Here is a 21,237-nt window from a genome sequence, read left to right as displayed (position 1 = left end):
GCGTTCCGGATACGTGCACCTCAGATCTTTTCAGGCCGGCAGCCCCCGGACAGACTTTCAAGGAGTCATTTAGTGTCTACTTACCACCCGAAGAGCGGTGACATCACCCGTAAGTGGTACGTCATCGACGCCACCGACGTGGTGCTGGGCCGGCTCGCCACCCACGCAGCAGGCCTGCTGCGCGGCAAGGGCAAGCCCCAGTACGCACCCAACGTTGACTGCGGTGACCACGTCATCGTCATCAACGCCGACAAGGTTCACGTCTCCTCCAACAAGCGTGACCGCGAGATGCGCTACCGCCACACCGGTTACCCGGGTGGCCTGCGCTCCATGACCCTGGGCAAGGCTCTGGACACCCGTCCGGAGCGCGTGATCGAGGAAGCTGTGACCGGCATGCTGCCGCACAACAAGCTCTCCCGTGCTTCCGTGAAGAAGCTCCACGTTTACGCCGGCTCTGAGCACCCGTACGCCGGCCAGCAGCCCGAGACCTACGAGATCAAGCAGGTGGCACAGTGACCGAGCAGAACCAGAACGAGGACCTGAACGTGGCTGAGGCCGGCGACATCGAGGCCGCCGCTGCCGCCACCGAGGAGTTCGCCTACACCATCGGCGACGCTGTCGCTCCGGAGGCCACCGAGGAAGAGGCCGAGTTCGCGGCTCCGATCGAGCTTGACGGCCCGATCCAGACCGTCGGCCGTCGTAAGCGCGCCATCGCCCGCGTCCACCTGGTCGCCGGCTCCGGCAACATCACCTGCAACGGCCGTGCGCTCGAGGACTACTTCCCGAACAAGCTGCACCAGCAGGACATCCTGACCCCGCTCGAGCTGCTCGAGCGCGTCGGCCAGTTCGACATCAAGGCAAACATCGCCGGTGGCGGCCCGACCGGCCAGTCCGGCGCCCTGCGCCTGGCCATCGCCCGTGCACTGAACCTGTACAACCCGGCTGACCGCGCCGCCCTCAAGAAGGCCGGCCTGCTCACCCGTGACGCCCGCGCAGTCGAGCGTAAGAAGGCCGGTCTGCACGGCGCACGTCGCGCCCCGCAGTACTCCAAGCGTTAAGCTCCGCCTTCGCTTCCTGTCGACGCCGTCCCACCTCTCCCGGTGGGGCGGCGTTCGCCGTTCCCGGGGTCGGCGAAACCAGCGCGGCGTGGTCCGTGGTGCATAATAATCCCCATGACTCGACTCTTCGGTACCGATGGTGTTCGCGGGCTCGCGAACAAGGATCTCACTGTCTCCCTGGCTCTGGAGCTGGGGGCGGCCGCCGCGCACGTGCTCACCCGCGACCGCCGGTCGAGTGACCGCCGTCCCACGGCGATCGTCGGCCGTGATCCGCGTGTCTCCGGTGAGATGCTCGCCGCGGCACTGTCCGCCGGGATGGCCTCCCGCGGTATCGATGTCCTGCGCGTCGGTGTCATCCCCACCCCCGGTGTCGCCTTCCTCACCGATGACTACGGTGCGGACATGGGCGTGATGATCTCCGCCTCGCACAACCCGATGCCCGACAACGGCATCAAGTTCTTCTCCGCCGGTGGCCGCAAGCTGCCGGACTCGGTGGAGGACGAGATCGAGGCGGCCATGGCGGAGCTCTCGCCGCACGGCCCGACCGGCACCGGCGTCGGACGTGTCATCGAGGAGGCCCCCGACGCCCAGGACCGCTACCTCAGGCACCTGTCCGAGAGCACCCCGGCGGACCTGACGGGCATCAAGGTCGTCGTCGACGCCGCCAACGGCGCGGCCTCGACGGTGGCGCCGAAAGCCTATGAGTCGGCCGGGGCGGAGGTCATCGCGATCCACAACAGCCCCAACGCCTACAACATCAACGACAACTGCGGCTCCACCCACATGGAGCAGCTGCAGAGGGCCGTCATCGAGCACGGCGCGGACCTCGGTCTGGCTCACGACGGTGACGCCGACCGCTGTCTCGCCGTAGACGGGGAGGGCAACATCATCGACGGTGACCAGATCATGGCGATCCTCGCGGTGGGGATGAAGGAGAAGTCCGAGCTGCGCAAGAACACCCTCGTGGCCACCGTGATGAGCAACCTGGGTCTGCGTCTGGCGATGGAGGAGCAGGGGATCACCATGCTCGAGACGAAGGTCGGCGACCGCTATGTCCTCGAGGAGCTCACCGCCGGAGGTTACAGCCTCGGCGGGGAGCAGTCCGGCCATATCGTTCTGCCGGGTCTGTGCCCGACCGGTGACGGCACCCAGTCCGGCCTGCGCCTCATGGCCCGCATGGCCGAGACCGGCTGCTCCCTGAAGGAGCTGGCCGGTGTGATGAATGTCCTGCCCCAGGTGCTCATCAACGTCCCGGTGGCGAATAAGGCCGCCATCCTCCAGTCTGCCGCCGTGCAGGACGCCACCGCCGAGGCAGAGTCCGAGCTGGGCGGCACGGGCCGTGTCCTGCTGCGCCCTTCAGGCACGGAGCAGCTGTTCCGCGTCATGGTGGAGGCCGCCGAGAGCGAGCAGGCCCGCCGCGTCGCGGGGCGTATCGCGGCGGTCGTCGCAGCGGTTTAGCCACACCCGGGAACCTTTCTCCCCTGTGGGCAGTCCAATGATGGTGAGACATCAGCCACGGACTTTCGCAAAGGGGATTTTTCATGTCCGGTTTCTTCCTCGACCATGCGGGGGCGCTCGATGCACTGCAGCGCCTGGTTGCTGACGGTGAGGAACAGCACACCCGTCACTTGAGCACCCGCCCGGCCCTGCCCGCCAGCGCGGCAGGCCGGGACTTCGCCGACCGCGGTGCCGCGATCGCCGCGATGCTGCAGCGCGTCCACGACACCGGCACCGAGCGTATCGACGCCGTCCGCACCACCGCCCAGGCCGCAGCCGCGCAGGTGCGGGTGCTCCGCGATGTCGACACGCAGCTGGCCACTGAACTGCGCGGTGGGCTCTGATGGCCGCCGCTGCCGCCGCCCTGGGCTACCGGGGAATCGTGCAGATGCTCAGCTCCGCCTCCCGCGGCAGCTACCGCGGACCGAGCATCTCCGTGGACATGCTCAGCCGGGTGCTGGGTTCCACCGAAGGACTCGACACCGCCCAGCTGGTCGAGCACACCCGGGCCGCCGTCGGCTCCTCGGACACGGGGATGCTGAAGGGTGGGATCGTCGAGTCCCTGTTCACCTTCCTCGCCCAGGCCGCCTTCGGTGAGATTCTCGGCCGCGTGGTCGACAACGTCGGCGACTGGTTCAGCAACCGGGATGACAGCGAGGACATCGTCCGCGACGCGGAGGCCGTGGACAAGACCCTGTGTGACATCGAGGAGGTCAACGAGACGGGTGTCGAGGAGATCCTCCTCGCGCTGCGGGCGGTGATCGGACAGCTGTGTGCCTTCCTCAACCAGGTGGACCCCGCCCAACATCCGAGGGAGTTCGCCGAATGTGTCGCAGCGGGCGCCGATCTGATTGATTCGGCGGGTGGCACCATCATGGACTGCTGCCGGGACCGCGACAGCGCCGTCACAGCCTGCCTCGACGAATTCCTCGACCGTGGCACGGCAGTCTGTGAGAAACCCGCCACCGGCGCCTGCGCCACCGTCGTCTGTGAGGAGAACCCGCCGACCGCGCCCACGAAGCACGTGCCCGGGAAGGTCACCACCGTCACGGAGACACCGACCGTCCCGCAGTCGACCGGGGAACCGGTACCCGAGAAACCGGTCGCCGTTGAAGAACCCGACTGTGATCCCCCGGCCCCACCCGGGAAACCCGTCGCGACACCGGACTGTGAGCCGACCGTGCCGCAGTCAGTGGAACCGGTGGAGGACTGCCCGGAACCGGTGGAGACCCCGGAGCCGGAGTGCGTGGACCCGCCCGCACCGGGGGAGTCGGGCAGCAGTGACTGCTGCGGTGTCCTCGGCCTGGTCGGGGTGGGGGTGGCGATCCTGGGTGTCGGCCTGCTGATCACCGCTCTAGAGGACTGCATTCCGGAGATTCCACCTGCCCCGGAACCGGAACCCGAGCCCGTGCCTGAGCCCGTTGCGGAACCACCGGCACCGCCCAAGCAGGATCTGACCGATGTTCCGGAACCACCGCCACCACCGAAGCAGGCAGCGCCCCCACCGGTTGCTGCCCCGGCAGCCGTGCCGATGGCGACTGCCCCTGAACCGCCACCTGCACCTGCCCCGGCACCGGGTGGCGCACGGAAGGCGGGTGCATGGTGATGGAGTTCGAGGAGTTCTCGCGGCAGTTCCGCCAGCGGACCACGCAACGGATGGTCGAGTTCGAGAAGGCCCTGGCCCAGGCGCAGCAGCGAGTGGAGAAGGCCGTCACCCCGCAGCCTGCCGCGCCCCCGCCGCTGCAGCCCCGGTCACGGCCGGGCCCGGCGCGGGGCCGGGTCCAGGGGTTGCTCCGCAGGGGTTAGAGCCGGGTGCTGGTGCTCAGCTTGACGTCGGCCTTGTCCGCCAGTTCGGTGCCGGCGTAGGACGTGACGTTCTTCGCGTGGGCGAGTGCCTCGGAGAAACCGGAGTACTTGCGCTCGTTGTCCAGCTGGTGGAGCAGGAAGCCGGTGAGCAGGCCGCGGGCGGTCTCCTGGGCGGAGAACTGCGGGATGCCCTGACCAACAACGAGCTTCAGGAAGGTGTCCTCGGTGAAGCCGGCCTGGTTACCACCCTTGATCTCCCGGTAGACGACCTCGCCGCCCCAGTGGAAGGCCACCTTGGCGGGGTCACCGGCACCGAAAAGGTCAGGGCGCCCCGGGGCGATGATCAGCCCGGGTGCTTTCACCGCACGGGCCGCCTCGACGGAGGAGGGGGCGGTGTCGGCGGGGTAGAGGGCGGCCACCGCCTTGATACGGGGGTTGTTCGCGGCGGTGAGTACTGCGGCTCCACCGCCCATGCCATGGCCGACGACGCCGAGCTTGCTGGGGGAGACCGTCACCTTCCCGTGGCCGAGCTTGACGCCTGAGGCGATCTGCAGGGCGGATTCCAGATCGGCGGCGAAACCGCGGTGGTCCGGCATGAAACCGGTCTCGGTGTCGGGGGCGGTGACGACGATTCCCCAGCTGGCCAGGTGGCGCAGCGTCGCGTGGTAGGTCTTCACCGACTTCAGCCAGTCGTGTCCGAAGGCGACGGCAGGCACGCTGTTGCCCTCGGCGGGGGCATAGACCTTGCCCGGGATCCCGGCGTAGCTGAGATCGCCGACGAGGACGCGGTGGGGGCCGCGCTTGGACAGTTGAGCCAGGTGCTTCTTCAGATTCTCAGACACGGATCCCAGGATAGTGGAAGAGATGGAGACGGGGTTGCGAATGTCACACCCCCGGAAAACGGCGAGCTTACGGGGCGGTGGCGGGGGCGGAGCGGGTGGCATGAGGCCTCGGATACCTGTCGCAGGACCGGTCGATTCGTCTACGATTTCCCCCATGTGTGGAATCGTTGGATACGTCGGTGAACGACAGGGACTGGGCATCGCGCTGGAGGCGCTGCGTCGGATGGAGTACCGCGGGTACGACTCCTCCGGCATCGCGGTCCCCGACGGCACCGGGATCAACCTGGTCAAACGCGCGGGGAAGCTCGCCAACCTGGCGGGGCGGATCGCTGAGATCGGCGAGGACAGCCTGCGGGGCACTACGGCAATCGGGCACACCCGGTGGGCGACCCACGGCCGGCCCACCGACGGCAACGCCCACCCGCACCTCTCCTTCGACGGCCGCGCGGCCATCGTCCACAACGGCATCATCGAGAATTTCGCGCAACTGCGCGCGGAGCTGGAGGAGTCCGGTGTCACCCTCGTCTCCGAGACGGATTCCGAGGTGACCGCCCATCTGCTGGCGCGCGCCTACAACGAGGGGGAGACCGCGGGTGATTTCCGTGCCTCCGCGCTGGCCGTCCTCGCCCGTCTTGAAGGCGCCTTCACCCTCCTGTTCACCCATGCCGACCATCCGGGGCAGATCATCGCGGCCCGCCGCTCCACCCCGTTGATCGTCGGCGTCGGGGAGGGGGAGATGTTCCTCGGTTCGGACGTCGCAGCATTCATCGAGCACACCCGCAATGCCGTTGAGCTCGAGCAGGACAATGTCGTGGTGATCACCGCCGGGGGTTACGAGGTCCTCAACTTCGACGGCTCGCGCGCGCAGGGCCGCCCCTTCACCATCGACTGGGACCTCGCCGCCGCCGAGAAGGGCGGCTACGACTCCTTCATGATGAAGGAGATCCACGAGCAGCCGGCGGCGGTCCGTGACACACTCGGTGGCCATTTCCACGACGGCCGTGTGTTCCTCGACGAATCGGATATCTCCGAGACTGACCTGAAGAGCATCAACCAGGTCTTCGTCGTCGCCTGCGGTTCGGCCTACCACTCCGGCCTGCTGGCCAAATACGCCATCGAACACTGGGTGCGCATCCCTGTGCAGATCGAGGTCGCCTCCGAATTCCGCTACCGCGACCCGGTCCTCGACGAACGCACCCTCGTGTTGGCGATCTCCCAGTCCGGCGAAACCGCCGACACCCTGGAGGCCGTGCGCCATGCGAAGGCACAGGGGGCGAAGGTGCTGACGGTGTGCAACACCAACGGCTCGCAGATCCCGCGGGAATCCGACGCCGTGCTCTACACCCACGCCGGCCCCGAGATCGGTGTGGCCTCCACGAAGGCTTTCCTGGCGCAGGTCGCCGCCAACTACATCGTCGGCCTGGCCCTGGCGCAGGCCAAGGGCACCAAGTATCCGGATGAGATCCGGGAGATCTGGGACGCCCTCGAGGAGATCCCCGCCAAGATTGACCAGCTGCTCTCGGTCAGGGAACAGGTCCAGGCCATCGCCGCGGACCTCGGTGCGGTGCGCACCATGCTCTTCCTCGGCCGCGGCGTCGGCTTCCCCGTCGCCCTGGAGGGCGCGCTCAAGCTCAAGGAGCTGGCCTACATCCACGCCGAGGGGTTCCCGGCCGGTGAGCTCAAGCACGGGCCCATCGCCCTGATCGAGGATGATCTGCCTGTGGTGGTGGTCGTGCCCTCCCCGCGGGGGGTGAAGCTGCTGCACTCCAAGATCGTGTCCAACATCCAGGAGATCCGGGCGCGTGGCGCGAAGACCATCGTCATCGCCGAGGAGGGCGATGAGGCGGTCGTGCCCTACGCCAACTGGCTGATCCGGGTCCCGGCGACGCCCTCGATCATGCAGCCGCTGCTGGCCACCGTGCCGTTGCAGTTCCTCGCGGCCGACATCGCGCGCGAGTGCGGCAACGAGGACATCGACAAGCCGCGCAACCTGGCCAAGTCCGTGACGGTGGAGTAGCGGGGAACCCCCTCAGACCGAGGTGACCGTCTCCCGGGCCAGCTTGTGCAGGCGGGGGATGGGCATGCGCATGTTCAGCGCCGCCGCGGTGCCTGATTCCGGCCAGTGCAGGACCGCCGAGCGCTCCTCGAGCGAACCCTTGACCACCAGCGGTTCGGTGCCGTGGGGGATGGGGCCGGACATCTTGAGGTTGAGGCCCCACTGGTCGGTCCAGAAATAGGACTGGAAGTCCAGGGATGCGGCCTCATCGCCCTGCAGCAGGGCGGCGGCGGCGACCTTCGCCTGTTCGATGGCGGCGGTCCAGATCGGGGTGCGCCGCGGCCCCGCACCGTGGTCGATGAAGGTGACGTCGCCGGCGGCGACGATGGAGTCGGTGACGCGGCAGCGGGGGTCGGCGATGAGGCGGCCGTCGACAAGCAGGCCGGAGTCCTCGAGCCAGGCGGTGGCGGGCAGGTCGCCGGCGGCGGTGACCACGATGTCGGAGACCAGTTCGGTGCCGTCGGTGAGGGTGACCACCATGCCCCCGTTCTCCTCCCGGACGGCGGAGACCATTGAATCCACGACAGCCAGTCCTTGTTCGAGGGCGACCTGCGTGAGGATGCCGCCGAGCAGCGGCCCGAGGTGCAGTTCCATCGGGGTGCCGGGGTGGACAAGGGTGACGTCGCAGCCCAGGCCCACGGCCCCGGAGGCGACCTCCATGCCCAGGGGACCGCCGCCGATGACGGTCACCGTCGGGCGGTGGACCAGGCTGCCCTTGAGCCGGGCCGCGTCGTCGAGCGAACGGATGGTGTACTCCCGGTCGGAGCCGGTGAAGCGGCGGGCCTGGGAACCGGTGGCGATGACCAGTCCGTCGTAGGGGAGTTCGCTGCCGTCGTCCAGGGTGGCCACCTGCCGGGCGGGGTCCAGCCCGGTGAGCGAGCGGCCCCGGAGTTCGGTGGCGCCGTGGGTGGCCTCCGGCAGTGTGCCCACGTCGAGGTCCTCGCCGGGGGCGAGTGCAACCTTCGACAGGGCGGGCCGGGAGTAGGTGGCGTGGGGTTCGGCGCCGACGACGGTCATGGTCCCGGTGTGACCGAGGCGGCGGAGGGTGTCCCCGGCGGTGAGGCCGGCGATACCGTTGCCGGCGATGACGATGTGGTCCATGCTCACACCAGCTTCAGTGCCGCGACGGGGCAGACGCGGACGGCGTCGCGGGCGGCCTCGAGGTCCTCCGGGCCGACCTCGGTCCGGTCGAGGATGAGTTCGCCGTCGTCGTCCAGATGCATGAGGTGCGGGGCGGCTTCCTCGCACAGGCCGTGGCCCTCGCAGCGGGGGCGGTCGAGTTCGATGCGGGTGATGGCACTCATGAGTGGTTCCTTCCGGTGATGCAGGTCATGTTTTCCTGATCGACAGCGTGGCAGAACGGCCAAGATCTGTCGAATGAATAACCGGCATGATCTATATTCGATATATGAATAATCCGGATCTGGTCCAGTTGTCCACCGGCACCTTCGGGGTGAAGCTGGCCTCGGTGGATCTCAACCTGCTCGTGTCCCTGCACGCCGTCCTCGAGGAGCGTTCCGTCACCGGGGCCGCCGAGCGGGTCGGCCTCTCGCAGCCGGCCATGAGCCACGCCCTGCGGCGCATACGCCGCCTCTTCGGTGACGAGATCCTCATCCGTGACGGCTCCCGCAGCATCCTCACCCCGCGCGCCCAGGAACTGCTCGGGCCCCTGCGGATGGTGCTGCACGGGGTGGCGGACCTGCTGGGCGGACGCGCCTTCGATCCGGAGACGAGCCGGCGCACGGTGACCATCGCGATGTCCTCGAGCATGGCGTACATCCTGGGCAGTGCCCTGTCGACGCTGCTCGAGGAGGAGGCGCCGTGGATGGAGCTGCGGATCATCACCGTTCAGGGGGCTGACGGTGGCGTTTTCACGGAGGAGAGCGTCGATGTCCTGCTGCTGGCCGAGGGCTACGAGACCGACCATGCCCGGGAACGGCTCTTCGATGACGAGTGGGTCGTCATCGGCGGAGTGCCGGAGCTGCATGAGCGGGACGTGATCGGTGTCCTCCAGGACTGGCCGCACGTCGCCCTCATCTCGGAGCAGACCACCCGGCCCTACGAGATGCTGCGCCACCGCGGGGTGGAGGTCTCCGTCCAGACGCGGATCAACGACTATCTGCTGCTGCCCCAGTTCGTGGCGGGTGCCCGCAAGGTGGGCCTGCATCGCCGGGCGGTGGTGGAGCGGATGGCGCAGTTCTACCCGCTGTATGTGGCGGATTTCCCTTTCCCGATGCTGGGGCTCGGGGTGGACCTGGTGTGGAACCCCTGGCTGGGCGACGAGGCCTACCGTCGCTGGCTGCGGGAGCTGCTGCGCCGGGCCAGCATTATGCAGGGGCTGAATGTTGATGATTGACAATATTCATTGGACGGATGATCACTCTGCGGGTTCAATGTGAGCCAGATCAAATTCCGGCCGGCACGGCCCCGACGAGAGGACCTCTCATGTCCGCCCCTTCATCCACCACCACCGGTATCACCGCCCCGCAGTCCGACATCGACCTGTTCTCCGACGAGGTTCTCTCTGTCAATGACGACGCCGTCTTCGCCCAGCTGCGTGAGCTCGGCCCGGTGGTCTATCTCCCGGCCAACGACGCCTACGCCATCACCCACTACGGGGAGGTCCGCGCCGCGTTGAGCGACCCGGTGACCTTCTCCTCCAAGGCAGTGGCCTTCAACCCGCAGATGAACGAGATCCTCTCGGGCACCTCCCTGGCCGCCGACCCGCCGGAGCACGGCAAGCTGCGCGCCATTCTCACTGACAACCTCTCCCCGCGGGCCATGCGCGGCATGAAGGACGACATCAACGCCTCGGCCCGGCAGCTTGTCTCCGAGCTCATCCAGCAGGACTCCTTCGACGGTATGGCCGACATGGCCGTCGCCTTCCCGGTCTCCGTCGTTCTCGACCTGATCGGCGTCCAGGGAGACCTGCGGGAGCGGATCCTGCCCTGGGGCGAAGCGGCCTTCAACCTGCTCGGTCCCCTCAATGAACGCGCCCAGGCCTCCTTCCCGGTCGCCGGCGAGCTGTTCAAGTGGACCCACGAGGAGATGCAGGGGGCGGACCTTGCCGAAGGATCCATCGGCCGGGCGATCTTCGAGGCCTCCGAGCGCGGCGACATCTCACCCGAGTCCTTCGGCTACATCGTCCACCAGATCCTGGCCGCCGGAATGGACACCACCATCACCACCATCGGCAATGCCCTGGTGCTGCTCGGCCAGCACCCGGAGCAGTTCCAGAAGCTGCGCGAGGACGTCTCCCTCGTGCCCTCCGCGCTGGCTGAGGTCCTGCGTCTGCGCACCCCCGCCCCGGTCTTCGGGCGCCGCGCCACCACCGACGTCGTGGTCGGCGGCACCCTCATCCCGGCCGGTTCCCAGGTGGCCATGTGCTACGGCGCCGCCAACATGGACCCGCAGAAGTTCGAGAACCCCGATGTCTTCGACATCACCCGCAATGCCGTCGACCACATCGGCTTCGGCTACGGCATCCACTCCTGCGCCGGCCAGGGCCTGGCCAAGCTGGAGATCAACGGCCTGCTCACCGCCTGGGCGCAGCAGGTCGAGGACTACCGCATCGGTGCGGTGGTGCCACGCCTGAACAACTTCACCCGCCCCTACGAATCCATCGAGATCACCGACATCAGGCGCGCCTGAGACCAGCCCTGACGGTGCCGTTCCGGAACTTCGCGTTCCGGGTGGCACAATGTCAGCCATGGATCTTCTCTCCGCCCGTATCGATCTCGACGCCATCGCGCACAACACCCGCCTGCTCAAGGAGCTGGTGGGCCCGACGCAGCTGATGGCGGTGGTCAAGGCTGACGGCTACGGCCACGGCGCGGGCCGGGTAGCCGGGGTCATGGCCGAGAACGGAGCCGACTCCTTCGGCGTGGCCACCCTGCAGGAGGGGCTGGCGCTGCGGAAGGCGGGCGTCGAGAAGCCCATCCTCGCCTGGATCTGGTCCCCGGAGCAGGACCTGGTGGAGGCCCTGGCCGTGCGCATCCAGCTCGGCGTGCCCTCCGTGCGCCACGCCCGTGCGCTTGTCGACGCCGGCGTGCCCACCCGCGTCACCATAAAGGTCGACACCGGACTCCACCGTTCCGGCGTCGACGAGGTTGACTGGGTGGAGGTATTCACCCTGCTCCGAGATGCGGAGCACATCACCGTCACCGGCCTGTTCTCCCACCTGGCCTGCGCCGATGCGCCGGAGAACCCGTCCAATGATCGGCAGGCCGAGAACTTCCGGCGTGCCATCGACCTCGCCCGGGAGTTGGGCCTGGAGGTGCCGGTCAACCACCTGTGCAACTCGCCCGGCACCCTCACCCGCCCCGACCTGCACCATGAACTCGTCCGCGTGGGTCTGTCCCTCTACGGCCTGGAGCCGATCCCCGGCCTTGACCACGGCCTGAAACCCGCGATGAGCTGGTCCGGGCGGATCATCGCGGTCAAGCCGATCCGGCCGGGCGAATCCACCAGCTACGGTCAGACCTGGACGGCCACCGAGGAGGGCTGGCTCGCCGTGGTCCCGGCCGGTTACGCCGACGGCATCCCGCGCTCGTGGCAGGGAAGGCTGCAGGTGGGTATCGGGGGCAAGCTCTACCCGCAGGTCGGCCGCGTGTGTATGGACCAGATCGTGGTGGACCTGGGCGCCAATGAATTCGGCGTTTCCCCGGATGATGAGGCCGTCATCTTCGGCGAAGGCGGCATGAGCGCCGATGCGCTCGCCGCGGCCACCGACACCATCAACTACGAGATCATCTGCACCCCCACCGGGCGCACCACCCGCATCTACGAGGGAGGGGTCCAACTGTGAGGGCCTCCTTCCCCTCTTCGGGCAGCCGCGAACTGGCCACCGCAGAACAGACGCAGACCTTCGGCGAGGAGCTCGGCCGCGCCCTGGAGCCGGGGGACGTGGTCATCCTCGACGGTCCCCTGGGGGCCGGGAAGACCACCTTCACGCAGGGCATCGCCCGGGGCCTGCAGGTCAAGGGGCGGGTCACCTCCCCGACGTTCGTCATCGCCCGGGAGCACCGCTCGACAGTCGGGGGCCCCGCCCTCATCCACGTCGATGCCTACCGGCTGCTGGGGGAGGGCTCCTCCGGTGACCCCCTGGGTGAACTCGACGCCCTCGATCTGGACACCGAGTTGTCTGCGGCGGTGGTCGTCGCGGAGTGGGGCGGCGGGCTGGTCGAGCAGATCGCCGAGGACTACCTGCTGGTCAAGGTGGACCGGGAAACCGCGGTGCTACGCGATCCGGAGTCCGAGGCCCGCATCTTCAGCTGGGAACTGGTCGAGGCCTGACCGTCCGGGGGATGGGCGCGAGGGGCGCCGGGATGACGGAAGGCGCGGTACGGGATCCATCGTCCCGTACCGCGCCTTCCCTCTGCCAGGAAGCGTCCGGCGGTTAGTTGGTGCGGCGGCGCAGCAGGAGAGCAGCGCCGGCGCCGACGGCGACCAGGCCCACTGCCAGGGCGGTGAGGGCACCGCCGATGCCGTTGTCGGCCAGCTGGGTCTGCTGGGCGGCCGGGGCCGGGGTGACCTCGGCAGGCTGCTCAGCGGCGGCCGGCGCCGGGGCAGCCGGAGCGGCCGCGGCGTTCAGGGCCTGCTGCTGGGCCAGGACCTTCACGTCCATCTGCTGGGAGGCCTCGGTCCACTCCTCCGGGCCCTGGGAGTCGTCCTTCTCCTCGTCGCCGGCGCAGGGCACGGGCACACGCTCGGTCCAGGTGCGGCTCTCGGTGATGTCGCGCTCGACGACCTTGAAGGTGGTGTTCTCCGAGACCTGGTTCTTGGAGTAGCCGAAGTGGTAGACGGTTGCGTCGTACTCACCGGCGGGGGTGTTCTCCGGAATGTCCGCGGTGATGGTGCCGTCCCCGGTCTCCGGGTCGAAGGTCCAGCCCTCCGGTCCCTCGACGTCGCCGACGGGCCAGTCGCCCTCACGGTCGACGGGCTCAGCGACGGTTTCGGTGCCCACGACCTCTTCCTGGACGACGACGTTCTCGATGAAGCACTCGCCACCGATCTCGAGGATCTCGTCGGCGGTGGCCGCCGGAGCGAGGAAGGTGGCAGAAGCGATGGAGGCGCCGGCGAGCGCCGCTGCGATGCGCTTGTTCAACATGAGTTTCCTTTATTGGGGGATAGGTGATTGTGGTTTGTTCGCCGGGGCCGGGCCCCTTCGGTAGCGGTCACAGGGAAGTATCTGAGGTGGTGATGAACAGCCTGTGCCTAGAACCGTATGTCAATCTCAACCTCAGGTTGAGACTCTCTGGAGGTGTCCTGCGGAAACTCTGCAAAACTCTCCACCATCTGCCCCATTCTGGGGGTAATTCCCTGGTGAAACCGTTTGCTTGATTGCGTTCCCGGGTCGAATTGTCTTCAAAATGTGACTCGGGGGATTTGTGTGATTTTTGTGGTCTCGTGCCGCCCCGCCCCGCCCTGCCCCGTGCCGGTCACGGCCGCAGGACCGCGAAAGGGTCCGTGACTGTGAGGCTGTGTGCCGTGAAACGGAAGAGCTGGGCGGGCCGCCCGCCACCGGCACCGGAGACCGTGCGCTCCCCGGTTGCCACCAACTGGTCTCGCCGACTGAGGGTACGCTGCAGATTCGTCGCCGAGACCTCATGGCGGAGAACGGCCGAGTAGGCTCCGCGCAGTTGGGCAATGGTGAAGGTCTCCGGGGCGAGGGCGAAGGCGATGTTGGTGTAGGAGAGCTTGGCGCGCAGCCGTTCGGCCCCCACCTGCACCAGCTCCCCGTGGTCGAAGGCCATCTCCGGCAGTTCCGCCACCGGCAGCCAGCCCAGTTCCCCGTCGGCTTCCGGGCCTTCCGTCCACGGCACCAGGGCGAGAAAGGCGGTGGCGATGGTCCGGTCCCACGGGTCCCGCCCGGGCGTGCCCCGGGTCTCCAGCTGCTCCACATGCGCCGGGGTACGCGTCCCGGTCCGCTCGCCAAGATGGCGCAGCACCGATTCCCCCAGGGTCTCGTCGACCTCGACGGGGCCACTGGGCAGCGCCCACCGGCCTTCGAAGGGCGGACGGTGCCGCCTGTAGGCGAGCACCTCCAGGCGCTGAGGCGCCGCATCAGCGAGTCCCACCCGCAGCAGCACCGCGACGGCCTCGTGGCGGTATTTGGCCACGCCCTGCAGATCACGGAGAGGGCCGGGTTTTCCGGGGTTGTGCACGGGCAGGATGCTAGCATGCTGCGTAGTTTCCGACTCCCGGTCGAAAACCCGAGGAGGAACCATGACACCCACCCACACCACCGGCCAACTCGACACGCCCGCACCCACCTGGCGGCGTGAAACTGGAGTCGTCATCATCGGCTCCGGGGCCGCCGGGCTGACCGCCGCCGTCCACCTCGCCGACGCCGACATACCCGCGGTGCTGCTCACCCGCGCGACCGACCCGGCGGAATCCGCCACCGACTGGGCCCAGGGCGGGCTGGCAGCCGTCTGGGACTCCACCGACTCGACCGACTCCCACATCGCCGACACCCTGACCGCCGGGGCAGGACTGTGCGACCCCGCGGCGGTACGCACCCTCGTCGAGTCCGCGCCGGAGGTCATCCGCCGACTGGTCGACCTCGGTGCCGATTTCGACCGGGCAGGGGAGAACCAGGATGACTACGACCTCCACCTGGAGGGCGGGCACAGCGCCCGCCGCATCCTCCACTCGCGTGGCGACGGCTCCGGCCGGGAGGTGGAGCGCACGCTCCTGCACGCCCTGCGCCGGCGTCTCGACCAGCCGGGCTGCAGTGTGCGGCTGCGCACCGGCCTGCGCGCCGTCGACATCCTCACCGACCGCCACGGCGCGGTCTGCGGGGTACGCGTGCGCGACGGGGCGGGCGCGATCGGCGACCTGCTGGCCGGCACCGTCGTCCTGGCCACCGGCGGTGCCGGCCAGGCGTGGACCCTGACCTCGAATCCGGCTGTGGCCACCGGTGACGGGCTGGCCATGGCCTGGCGTGCCGGGGCAGCGGTGCGGGACATCGAGTTCACCCAGTTCCACCCCACGATCCTCCACCGCCGCGCCGGGCAGCCCCGTTCCGGTGGACGTGACGTGCTCATCTCCGAGGCGGTCCGCGGTGAGGGCGCCGTGCTGCTCGACCATGGTGGTCACCGCGTCATGGCGGGTGTGCATCCGCTGGCCGATCTCGCCCCGCGTGACGTGGTCTCCGCGGCGATGCACGCCCACATGGCGGTGACAGGGGAGGAGTGCCTGCTTCTCGACGCCCGCAACTTCGGCCCCGCAGCCTGGGCGGAAAAATTCCCCGGCATCCTGCGGATGCTGCGTGAGCGCGGCGTCGATCCGGTGACTGAACCCGTCCCGGTGCGCCCCGGTGCGCATTACCTGTGCGGCGGGGTGGCCGCCGACATGATGGGGCGCACCACCGTCCCAGGCCTGTTCGCGATCGGGGAGGTGGCCGCGACCGGGGCGCAGGGCGCGAACCGGCTGGCCTCCAATTCTGTGCCTGAGGCGCTGGTCATGGGCGACCGGTTGGGTCGCTGGCTGCGTGGCCTGCCGCGGGAGACCCCCGGACAACCGGTGGTACGCCCATCGGTGCCGCTGACCGAACCGGGCAGCCGGGCCCGGATCAATGAGCTCATGGACACCCACGTCGGGGTCCTACGGGAGGCCGCACGCCTGGACACCGCCATCGCGGAACTGGATGCGCTGCCCGGCACCGGGGTGCTTGACGACGCCGCCCTCGACACCACCGCCATCCACACCACCGCGCTGCTGGTCGCGCACGCCGCCCGGGAACGGACGGAGTCCCGGGGCGCCCACCGCCGCGCCGACCACCCGGAGACCGCCCCGGCCTGGGAGGTGCACCTGTGCCTGCAGGCCGGTCCCACCGGAATGCGGATCAGCCGCGAACCGGTGGGCAGGGACAGCACCGTCGCGGCGCTGATCTGACCTGCGCTAGAGCAGGAACTGCACGGCCTGCCGGTAGAAGGGCTCTGATTCCCGGCCGGCGTTGAGGGCCGCGAAGGTGGTGGGTTCGATGCCGCATCCGGTGTCGTGGAAGATGTACAGGATGGGATCAGCCCCCAGCATGCCCAGTGCGCGGCGGACGGGGCCGGCACCGAGGGCCCCGGAGAATGCGGCCAGGGAGGCCCGGTGCCATTCTTCGTCGGTTCCGGCCCATTCCTCGTGCAGCCCCCGGGTCAGGGCGCAGACCTCCGCGAGGCGCGGGGTGTGCAGTGGCTGGCAGAAATCATCCGGTGTCCACCGCTGGCAGGGGGCCATGCCGACGGTGTCGGTGTCATCCAGCACCCCGAACCACGGCGACAGGTTGCCGGGGTCGGGCACCAGGGTGGCGCCGTAGATCTTCTCGCCGCGCAGGTGCTCGGAGTTCCGGTGGATCGTCTCGACGAGCGCAGACGTGAGCAGCGTGCGGAAGGACTCGATGGTGTGGGGCACGGTCAACGGGGGTTCTCCTGCAGGCATGAGGTGGTGGAAGTCACCTTAAGCGCCCCGCGCCGCCCGCGCCACCAGGAGGGCCGGGCGCAGCGGCGCTCGTCGGAATCCTGCCGCAAAGACCGTCGGTCACTGCCACATGTGCCCCGGACACAACCTTCTCGCCTGCGCTTGCCGACGTCCCCGGCCCCGGGTTCAATGGAGGTTGTGCTGGATTTCCTCGCCACCAACCCACTGATCGCCCTCGTGGCGATCCTTGCCGTGGGTCTCGCGCTGGGCAAGATCCGTATCCTCGGCATCTCGCTGGGCGCAGCGGCGGTGCTCTTCGTGGCACTCGGCCTGTCCACGGCGAACCCCGACATCCAGATCCCCACGCTCATCTACCAGCTGGGCCTGGCGATGTTCGTCTACGCGATCGGGCTGACGGCCGGCGAGCAGTTCTTCGCGGAGTTCCGGGCCCGCGGCTGGCGCCTCACGCTGTTCATGATCCTGCTGCTCACGGGCCTGGTTGGGGCCGGCTACGCCATCATCCGCGCCTTCGGTCTGGGTGAGCTGACCGGTGCCGGCATGTTCGCCGGCGCGCTGAGCTCCACCCCGGGCATGGCCGCAGTCGTCGACATGGTCAAGGACGGCGCGCTGGTGGATCCGGGGCGCGCCGGGGAGCCGGTCATCGGTTATTCGCTGGCCTACCCCGGTGCGGTGGTCGGCTCCATTCTGGTCGCCGCGCTCGGTGCGAAGCTGCTGAAGGTCGACCACCGGGCGGATGCGGAGAAGGAGGGGTTGATCATCGCCCCGCTGGAGTGGGATGGGGTGCGCATCGGGCCGCACATCGAGGGGACGGTGGCGCAGCTGCCGCGGCTGGCCGGCGCGGAGATCATCCCCACCCGCATCGTCCACGGCGAGCTCGACCATTCCCTGGCCGCGCCCGGGGACCGCCTGCATGAGGGGATGGTACTGCTCATCAACGGCACGCGGGAGGCCCTCGACACTGCCCAGCGCAACCTCGGCGGCCAGGTGACGGTGAAGATCGAGGACACGGACCTCGTCTACAGCCGGATGACGGTGTCGAATCCGAAGGTGGTCGGCCGTACCCTCGCGGAGCTGGACACCGTCTCCTCGGGTTTCCGGATCGCGCGCATCCGCCGCGGGGACGCGGAGGAGGTGCCGCATCCGGAGGACGTGCTCAACTACTCCGACCGGGTGCGGGTCGTCGCCGCCCCCAACCGTATGGCGGAGATCCGGGCATTCCTGGGGGATTCGGAGAAGTCCCTGGCAGCACCTGATCTCCTGCCCTTCGCACTCGGTCTGCTCGCCGGCCTGCTGCTGGGGGCCATCCCCATCCCGCTGCCGGGGGATTCGGTGCTCTCCCTCGGTTTCGGCGGTGGCCCCATCGTCGTCGGTCTCATCCTCGGGGCGCTGCACCGCACGGGCCCGCTGACGTGGACGATGCCGTACCACGCGGTCCACACCCTCAACACCCTCGGTCTCTCCCTCTTCCTGGCCGGGGTTGGCACCACCGCGGGCGCCGGTTTCCGGGAGGCGTTGACCGACCCCTCCTCGCTGACGGTCATCGGGGCGGGCCTGCTGCTCACCCTGGTCTCCGCGGTGGTGTGCGCGGTCGTCGGCATGCTGGTGCTGCGCCTGACCTGGGATGAGTCGATGGGTGTCGCAGCCGGCGCGACCACCAACCCCGCGGTGATCTCCTACCTCAACGGCCAGACGGGCACGGAGCTGGCGATGCGGGGTTATGCCATGGTCTACCCGACGGCGATGATCGGCAAGATCATCGCCAGCCAGATCCTCCTGCTCCTGCTGCTCTAGACCCAGCGGGTTCCCAGGAAACGGGAGTAGTCTGGGTGGGCTTGTCTCACCCATCCCTGAAGGAGCTCCCCGTGCGTCTGTCCAACACCGGCCGATACCTCATCGCCATTGTCCTCGTCGCCTGGATCGGCGTGCTGGCACTGCTCATCGGGATGCGCACCACCACGGCGGCGGAGACCCGTTTCGATACCGCGGGGGCCTTCGAGCAGGCGGTCGGCACCGTGGACGCCCAGGGTCTGAACATCGTGGGCCTGTCCCCACAGGACCTCTACGGCGATGAGTGGGTCGCGGCCGCCGTCATCTGCCCCTACGCCACCACGCAGGGCATCGCCGAGAACTTCGAGGCCGACGCCACCGAACTGGAACTTGGTTCCGGCGGTGTCCCGGAGGACACCAACTACCTGCTGCTGCGTTCCGCGGACGGTGGACAGGCCTTCGACCGCATCGCGCGTGCCGACATTGACCTGTGCAGCGTTCCGCTGGGCGGCTACTTCGACTCGCGTGTCATGCTGCCGCTGGGCAAGACCACCGAGGGTGGCTGGGTCCTGCTGAACTAGCTGGCCTATCCTGGGGGCGTGCTTGTACTGGCGATTGACACCTCCACCCCCGACCTGGTCACGGGCCTCGTCGACACCTCCACGGGGCAGGTCCGTGACCGGGTACTCCCGGGGACCCGGGCCCATAATGAGCAGCTCACGCCTACCGTGCGGGCCCTGCTCACCGACACCGCAGTGGACTTCACCGACCTCGACGCGGTCGTCGTCGGTTGTGGCCCGGGCCCCTTCACCGGCCTGCGGGTCGGGATGGCCACCGCCGCCGCCTTCGGTGACGCCCTGGGCATCCCGGTCCACGGGGTGTGCTCGCTCGACGCCATCGCCCACCGCCTGCCGCAGGGGCGCAGGCTGGTGGCCACCGACGCCCGCCGCCGGGAGATCTACTGGGCCACCTACGACGGCTCAGACCGTACCGCCGGACCTGATGTCGTCCGACCCGGGAAGCTGGTCCTCCCGCACGAGGTGGAGATGGTCTCCGTTCCTGAGCACCTGGCGGAGCAGCTGCCGGAGGGCCTGCGGGGTGTCGAGCAGCAGGACCTGGCACCGGACGCCGCCTCCCTCGTGGCGGTCGCCGACCTGACGGCTGTGCCGGACCCGCTGATGCCGCTGTACCTGCGCCGGCCGGACGCGAAGGAGCCGAAGCCGGTGCCGAAATCACCCGCCATCCCGGAAGTGGAGCTGTAGATGGAGATCCGCCGACTCGATTTTTCGAACGCCGCCCGCTGCGCCGAACTGGAGCAGCAGCTGTTCCCGGAGGACAACCCGTGGTCCCGGGACATCTTCGTGGTGGAGTTCGCCCAGCCGAACAACCTCTATCTGGGGGTATTCGACGGGGATGACCTGCTGGCCTACGGCGGGATCTCTCAGCTGGGCCCGCGGCACGACCCGGAGTTCGAGATCCACACCATCGGCGTCGACCCTGACCACCGGCGCCGCGGACTCGGTCGCCTGCTCATGCAGCAGCTGCTCGCGGTGGTCGACAGCACAGGCGGGGAAGTTTTCCTCGAGGTGCGCACCGACAACGAGGCGGCCATCGCCCTCTACGAGGGGCTTGATTTCGACCGGATCGGGGAGCGGAAGAACTACTACCAGCCCTCGGGGGCTGATGCGTACACCATGAAGCGACCCGCGAGGAGCGAAAAATGATTGTCCTGGGTGTGGAGAGCAGCTGCGATGAGACCGGTGTCGGGCTCGTCGAACTCGCCGACGACGGCACCGTGAAGATCCTGGCCGATAAGGTGGCCTCCTCGATGCAGGAGCACGCCCGCTTCGGGGGCGTGGTCCCGGAGATCGCCTCGCGCGCCCACCTCGAGCAGATGGGCCCGGTGATGCGGGCGGCACTGGCGGAGGCGGGAATCAAGAAGCCCGACGCCGTGGCCGCCACCGTCGGCCCCGGCCTGGCAGGTGCCCTCCTGGTCGGGGCATCCGCCGCCAAGGCCTACGCAGCTGCCTGGGGCGTGCCCTTCTACGGTGTCAATCACCTCGGCGGACATGTCGCGGTGGCGAACCTGGAGGGGGAGGCCCTGCCGCACTCGGTGGCGCTGCTCGTCTCCGGCGGACACACACAGCTGCTGGAGGTCGAGGCCGTGGGCCGGCCCATGCGCGAGCTCGGTTCCACGCTCGACGACGCCGCCGGCGAGGCCTACGACAAGGTCGCCCGCCTGCTGGGCCTGGGGTATCCGGGCGGGCCGGTCATCGACCGCCTTGCCGGACGCGGTGACCGTGATGCGATCGCCTTCCCCCGAGGACTGATGAAGAAATCCGATTCCCGCCACGACTTCTCCTTCTCCGGACTCAAAACCGCTGTCGCCCGCTATGTGGAGGCTGCCGAACGCGAGGAGCGGGTCATCTCCGTGGAGGACGTGTGCGCCTCCTTCCAGGAGGCCGTCTGCGACGTCCTCACCGTCAAGGCCGTGCGTGCCTGCCAGGACGTCGGCGCAAAGGTGCTGCTGCTGGGCGGGGGAGTGGCGGCGAATTCCCGGCTCCGGGAACTGGCGCAGGAGCGCTGCTCGGCCGTCGGCATCGAGCTGCGCGTGCCACGGTTCTCCCTGTGCACCGACAACGGCGTCATGATCGCGGCGCTGGCCGCCCAGCTCATCCATGAGGGGGCCCGGCCCAGCGAGCTGACCGTGGGCACCGACCCCTCCCTGGACGTGGAGGTCCCGCTCGTCGGGGCCTGAGCGGATTCCGCGCGCTCG

General features: G+C 68.8%; 23 protein-coding genes. 17 read left to right on the top strand and 6 right to left on the bottom strand.

The genetic code is table 11. The annotated features are described in order from the left end of the window. The first annotated feature begins 72 nt into the window (after positions 1-72). From rplM to EAH68_RS04440, 6 genes are all read left to right on the top strand, one after another. A complete protein-coding gene (rplM, locus tag EAH68_RS04465) occupies positions 73-516 on the top strand; it encodes a 50S ribosomal protein L13 (RefSeq protein WP_126120132.1) in 444 nt (147 codons plus the stop codon). After that, complete coding sequence (rpsI, locus tag EAH68_RS04460) at positions 513-1,058, top strand: 30S ribosomal protein S9 (RefSeq protein WP_126120131.1); 546 nt, start codon at positions 513-515, stop codon at positions 1,056-1,058. Before rplM ends, rpsI begins: the two co-directional genes overlap by 4 nt. Before the next feature lie 114 nt (positions 1,059-1,172). Further along, positions 1,173-2,516, top strand: coding sequence for a phosphoglucosamine mutase (glmM, locus tag EAH68_RS04455; RefSeq protein WP_126120130.1), 1,344 nt, complete (start codon positions 1,173-1,175; stop codon positions 2,514-2,516). A gap of 83 nt (positions 2,517-2,599) precedes the next feature. Further along, complete coding sequence (locus EAH68_RS04450; RefSeq protein WP_126120129.1) at positions 2,600-2,899, top strand: hypothetical protein; 300 nt, start codon at positions 2,600-2,602, stop codon at positions 2,897-2,899. Beyond that, positions 2,899-4,161 carry a hypothetical protein gene (locus tag EAH68_RS04445; RefSeq protein ID WP_126120128.1) on the top strand — a complete coding sequence of 421 codons (1,263 nt, stop codon included), beginning with the start codon at positions 2,899-2,901 and terminating at the stop codon, positions 4,159-4,161. The genes EAH68_RS04450 and EAH68_RS04445 overlap by 1 nt, the downstream gene beginning before the upstream one ends. Then, positions 4,155-4,361, top strand: coding sequence for a hypothetical protein (locus EAH68_RS04440; RefSeq protein WP_241228291.1), 207 nt, complete (start codon positions 4,155-4,157; stop codon positions 4,359-4,361). The genes EAH68_RS04445 and EAH68_RS04440 overlap by 7 nt, the downstream gene beginning before the upstream one ends. On the opposite strand, the gene EAH68_RS04435 is transcribed toward EAH68_RS04440, so the two are convergent. Further along, positions 4,358-5,203, bottom strand: a complete 846-nt coding sequence (locus EAH68_RS04435) for a poly(ethylene terephthalate) hydrolase family protein (protein WP_126120127.1) — start codon at positions 5,201-5,203, stop codon at positions 4,358-4,360. The two genes, EAH68_RS04440 and EAH68_RS04435, sit on opposite strands and share 4 nt — an antisense overlap. A gap of 154 nt (positions 5,204-5,357) precedes the next feature. Here EAH68_RS04435 and glmS point away from each other — a divergent pair, with 154 nt between their 5' ends. Then, entirely contained in the window at positions 5,358-7,220 is a 1,863-nt protein-coding gene (gene glmS / locus EAH68_RS04430) for a glutamine--fructose-6-phosphate transaminase (isomerizing) (protein WP_126120126.1), read from the top strand. A 12-nt stretch (positions 7,221-7,232) separates the two neighbouring features. On the opposite strand, the gene EAH68_RS04425 is transcribed toward glmS, so the two are convergent. Together EAH68_RS04425 and EAH68_RS04420 are read right to left on the bottom strand one after the other, a co-directional pair. Continuing rightward, positions 7,233-8,360 (bottom strand): NAD(P)/FAD-dependent oxidoreductase, encoded by a 1,128-nt coding sequence (locus EAH68_RS04425; protein WP_126120125.1) that lies wholly within the window; start codon positions 8,358-8,360, stop codon positions 7,233-7,235. A gap of 2 nt (positions 8,361-8,362) precedes the next feature. Continuing rightward, a complete protein-coding gene (locus EAH68_RS04420; protein ID WP_206436355.1) occupies positions 8,363-8,563 on the bottom strand; it encodes a ferredoxin in 201 nt (66 codons plus the stop codon). Between the two features lie 104 nt (positions 8,564-8,667). On the opposite strand from EAH68_RS04420, the gene EAH68_RS04415 reads away from it, so the two are divergent. The 4 genes from EAH68_RS04415 (at position 8,668) to tsaE (ending at position 12,554) form a co-directional block, all read left to right on the top strand. Then, positions 8,668-9,615 (top strand): LysR family transcriptional regulator, encoded by a 948-nt coding sequence (locus EAH68_RS04415; RefSeq protein ID WP_126120124.1) that lies wholly within the window; start codon positions 8,668-8,670, stop codon positions 9,613-9,615. A gap of 89 nt (positions 9,616-9,704) precedes the next feature. Continuing rightward, positions 9,705-10,910: a cytochrome P450 gene (locus tag EAH68_RS04410; RefSeq protein WP_126120123.1), complete on the top strand. Its 1,206-nt coding sequence runs from the start codon at positions 9,705-9,707 to the stop codon at positions 10,908-10,910. 58 nt (positions 10,911-10,968) lie between these two features. Next, the gene (gene alr, locus EAH68_RS04405) at positions 10,969-12,066 is read left to right on the top strand and encodes an alanine racemase (protein ID WP_126120122.1); all 1,098 of its coding nucleotides are present in this window, start codon (positions 10,969-10,971) and stop codon (positions 12,064-12,066) included. Continuing rightward, the gene (tsaE, locus tag EAH68_RS04400; RefSeq protein ID WP_126120121.1) at positions 12,063-12,554 is read left to right on the top strand and encodes a tRNA (adenosine(37)-N6)-threonylcarbamoyltransferase complex ATPase subunit type 1 TsaE; all 492 of its coding nucleotides are present in this window, start codon (positions 12,063-12,065) and stop codon (positions 12,552-12,554) included. The genes alr and tsaE overlap by 4 nt, the downstream gene beginning before the upstream one ends. A 103-nt stretch (positions 12,555-12,657) precedes the next feature. Here the strand turns inward: tsaE and EAH68_RS04395 are convergent, their stop codons facing one another. Both EAH68_RS04395 and EAH68_RS04390 read right to left on the bottom strand, forming a co-directional pair. After that, positions 12,658-13,368 carry a hypothetical protein gene (locus EAH68_RS04395; RefSeq protein WP_126120120.1) on the bottom strand — a complete coding sequence of 237 codons (711 nt, stop codon included), beginning with the start codon at positions 13,366-13,368 and terminating at the stop codon, positions 12,658-12,660. A gap of 331 nt (positions 13,369-13,699) precedes the next feature. Beyond that, positions 13,700-14,425 carry an NUDIX hydrolase gene (locus tag EAH68_RS04390; RefSeq protein ID WP_126120119.1) on the bottom strand — a complete coding sequence of 242 codons (726 nt, stop codon included), beginning with the start codon at positions 14,423-14,425 and terminating at the stop codon, positions 13,700-13,702. A gap of 61 nt (positions 14,426-14,486) precedes the next feature. Here EAH68_RS04390 and nadB point away from each other — a divergent pair, with 61 nt between their 5' ends. Next, complete coding sequence (gene nadB, locus EAH68_RS04385) at positions 14,487-16,160, top strand: L-aspartate oxidase (RefSeq protein ID WP_126120118.1); 1,674 nt, start codon at positions 14,487-14,489, stop codon at positions 16,158-16,160. 6 nt (positions 16,161-16,166) lie between these two features. Here nadB and EAH68_RS04380 read toward each other — a convergent pair whose 3' ends face one another. Then, entirely contained in the window at positions 16,167-16,673 is a 507-nt protein-coding gene (locus tag EAH68_RS04380) for a hypothetical protein (RefSeq protein ID WP_126120117.1), read from the bottom strand. Between the two features lie 198 nt (positions 16,674-16,871). Here EAH68_RS04380 and EAH68_RS04375 point away from each other — a divergent pair, with 198 nt between their 5' ends. The 5 genes from EAH68_RS04375 to tsaD all read left to right on the top strand — a co-directional run bounded on the left by EAH68_RS04375 (position 16,872) and on the right by tsaD (position 21,219). Then, complete coding sequence (locus EAH68_RS04375) at positions 16,872-18,485, top strand: aspartate:alanine exchanger family transporter (RefSeq protein WP_126120354.1); 1,614 nt, start codon at positions 16,872-16,874, stop codon at positions 18,483-18,485. Between the two features lie 71 nt (positions 18,486-18,556). Further along, the gene (locus EAH68_RS04370; RefSeq protein ID WP_126120116.1) at positions 18,557-19,042 is read left to right on the top strand and encodes a hypothetical protein; all 486 of its coding nucleotides are present in this window, start codon (positions 18,557-18,559) and stop codon (positions 19,040-19,042) included. 18 nt (positions 19,043-19,060) lie between these two features. Then, the gene (gene tsaB, locus EAH68_RS04365; RefSeq protein ID WP_126120115.1) at positions 19,061-19,723 is read left to right on the top strand and encodes a tRNA (adenosine(37)-N6)-threonylcarbamoyltransferase complex dimerization subunit type 1 TsaB; all 663 of its coding nucleotides are present in this window, start codon (positions 19,061-19,063) and stop codon (positions 19,721-19,723) included. After that, positions 19,724-20,185, top strand: coding sequence for a ribosomal protein S18-alanine N-acetyltransferase (gene rimI / locus EAH68_RS04360; RefSeq protein WP_126120114.1), 462 nt, complete (start codon positions 19,724-19,726; stop codon positions 20,183-20,185). Further along, positions 20,182-21,219, top strand: coding sequence for a tRNA (adenosine(37)-N6)-threonylcarbamoyltransferase complex transferase subunit TsaD (tsaD, locus tag EAH68_RS04355; protein WP_126120113.1), 1,038 nt, complete (start codon positions 20,182-20,184; stop codon positions 21,217-21,219). The genes rimI and tsaD overlap by 4 nt, the downstream gene beginning before the upstream one ends. The last annotated feature ends 18 nt before the right edge of the window (positions 21,220-21,237 follow it).

The organism is Corynebacterium hylobatis (assembly GCF_003955685.1).
In the GTDB taxonomy this organism is placed as follows: Bacteria; Actinomycetota; Actinomycetes; order Mycobacteriales; family Mycobacteriaceae; genus Corynebacterium; species Corynebacterium hylobatis.
This window is presented reverse-complemented; position numbering and strand designations above follow the sequence as displayed.

Coding starts and splice junctions, on each gene's coding strand:
- glmM (WP_126120130.1), top strand. CDS start 1,173: ATGACTCGACTCTTCGGTACCGATGGTGTTCGCGGGCTCGCGAACAAG.
- EAH68_RS04450 (WP_126120129.1), top strand. CDS start 2,600: ATGTCCGGTTTCTTCCTCGACCATGCGGGGGCGCTCGATGCACTGCAG.
- EAH68_RS04445 (WP_126120128.1), top strand. CDS start 2,899: ATGGCCGCCGCTGCCGCCGCCCTGGGCTACCGGGGAATCGTGCAGATG.
- EAH68_RS04440 (WP_241228291.1), top strand. CDS start 4,155: ATGGTGATGGAGTTCGAGGAGTTCTCGCGGCAGTTCCGCCAGCGGACC.
- glmS (WP_126120126.1), top strand. CDS start 5,358: ATGTGTGGAATCGTTGGATACGTCGGTGAACGACAGGGACTGGGCATC.
- EAH68_RS04425 (WP_126120125.1), bottom strand. CDS start 8,360: ATGGACCACATCGTCATCGCCGGCAACGGTATCGCCGGCCTCACCGCC.
- EAH68_RS04420 (WP_206436355.1), bottom strand. CDS start 8,563: ATGAGTGCCATCACCCGCATCGAACTCGACCGCCCCCGCTGCGAGGGC.
- EAH68_RS04415 (WP_126120124.1), top strand. CDS start 8,668: ATGAATAATCCGGATCTGGTCCAGTTGTCCACCGGCACCTTCGGGGTG.
- EAH68_RS04410 (WP_126120123.1), top strand. CDS start 9,705: ATGTCCGCCCCTTCATCCACCACCACCGGTATCACCGCCCCGCAGTCC.
- alr (WP_126120122.1), top strand. CDS start 10,969: ATGGATCTTCTCTCCGCCCGTATCGATCTCGACGCCATCGCGCACAAC.
- EAH68_RS04395 (WP_126120120.1), bottom strand. CDS start 13,368: ATGTTGAACAAGCGCATCGCAGCGGCGCTCGCCGGCGCCTCCATCGCT.
- nadB (WP_126120118.1), top strand. CDS start 14,487: ATGACACCCACCCACACCACCGGCCAACTCGACACGCCCGCACCCACC.
- rimI (WP_126120114.1), top strand. CDS start 19,724: ATGGAGATCCGCCGACTCGATTTTTCGAACGCCGCCCGCTGCGCCGAA.
- tsaD (WP_126120113.1), top strand. CDS start 20,182: ATGATTGTCCTGGGTGTGGAGAGCAGCTGCGATGAGACCGGTGTCGGG.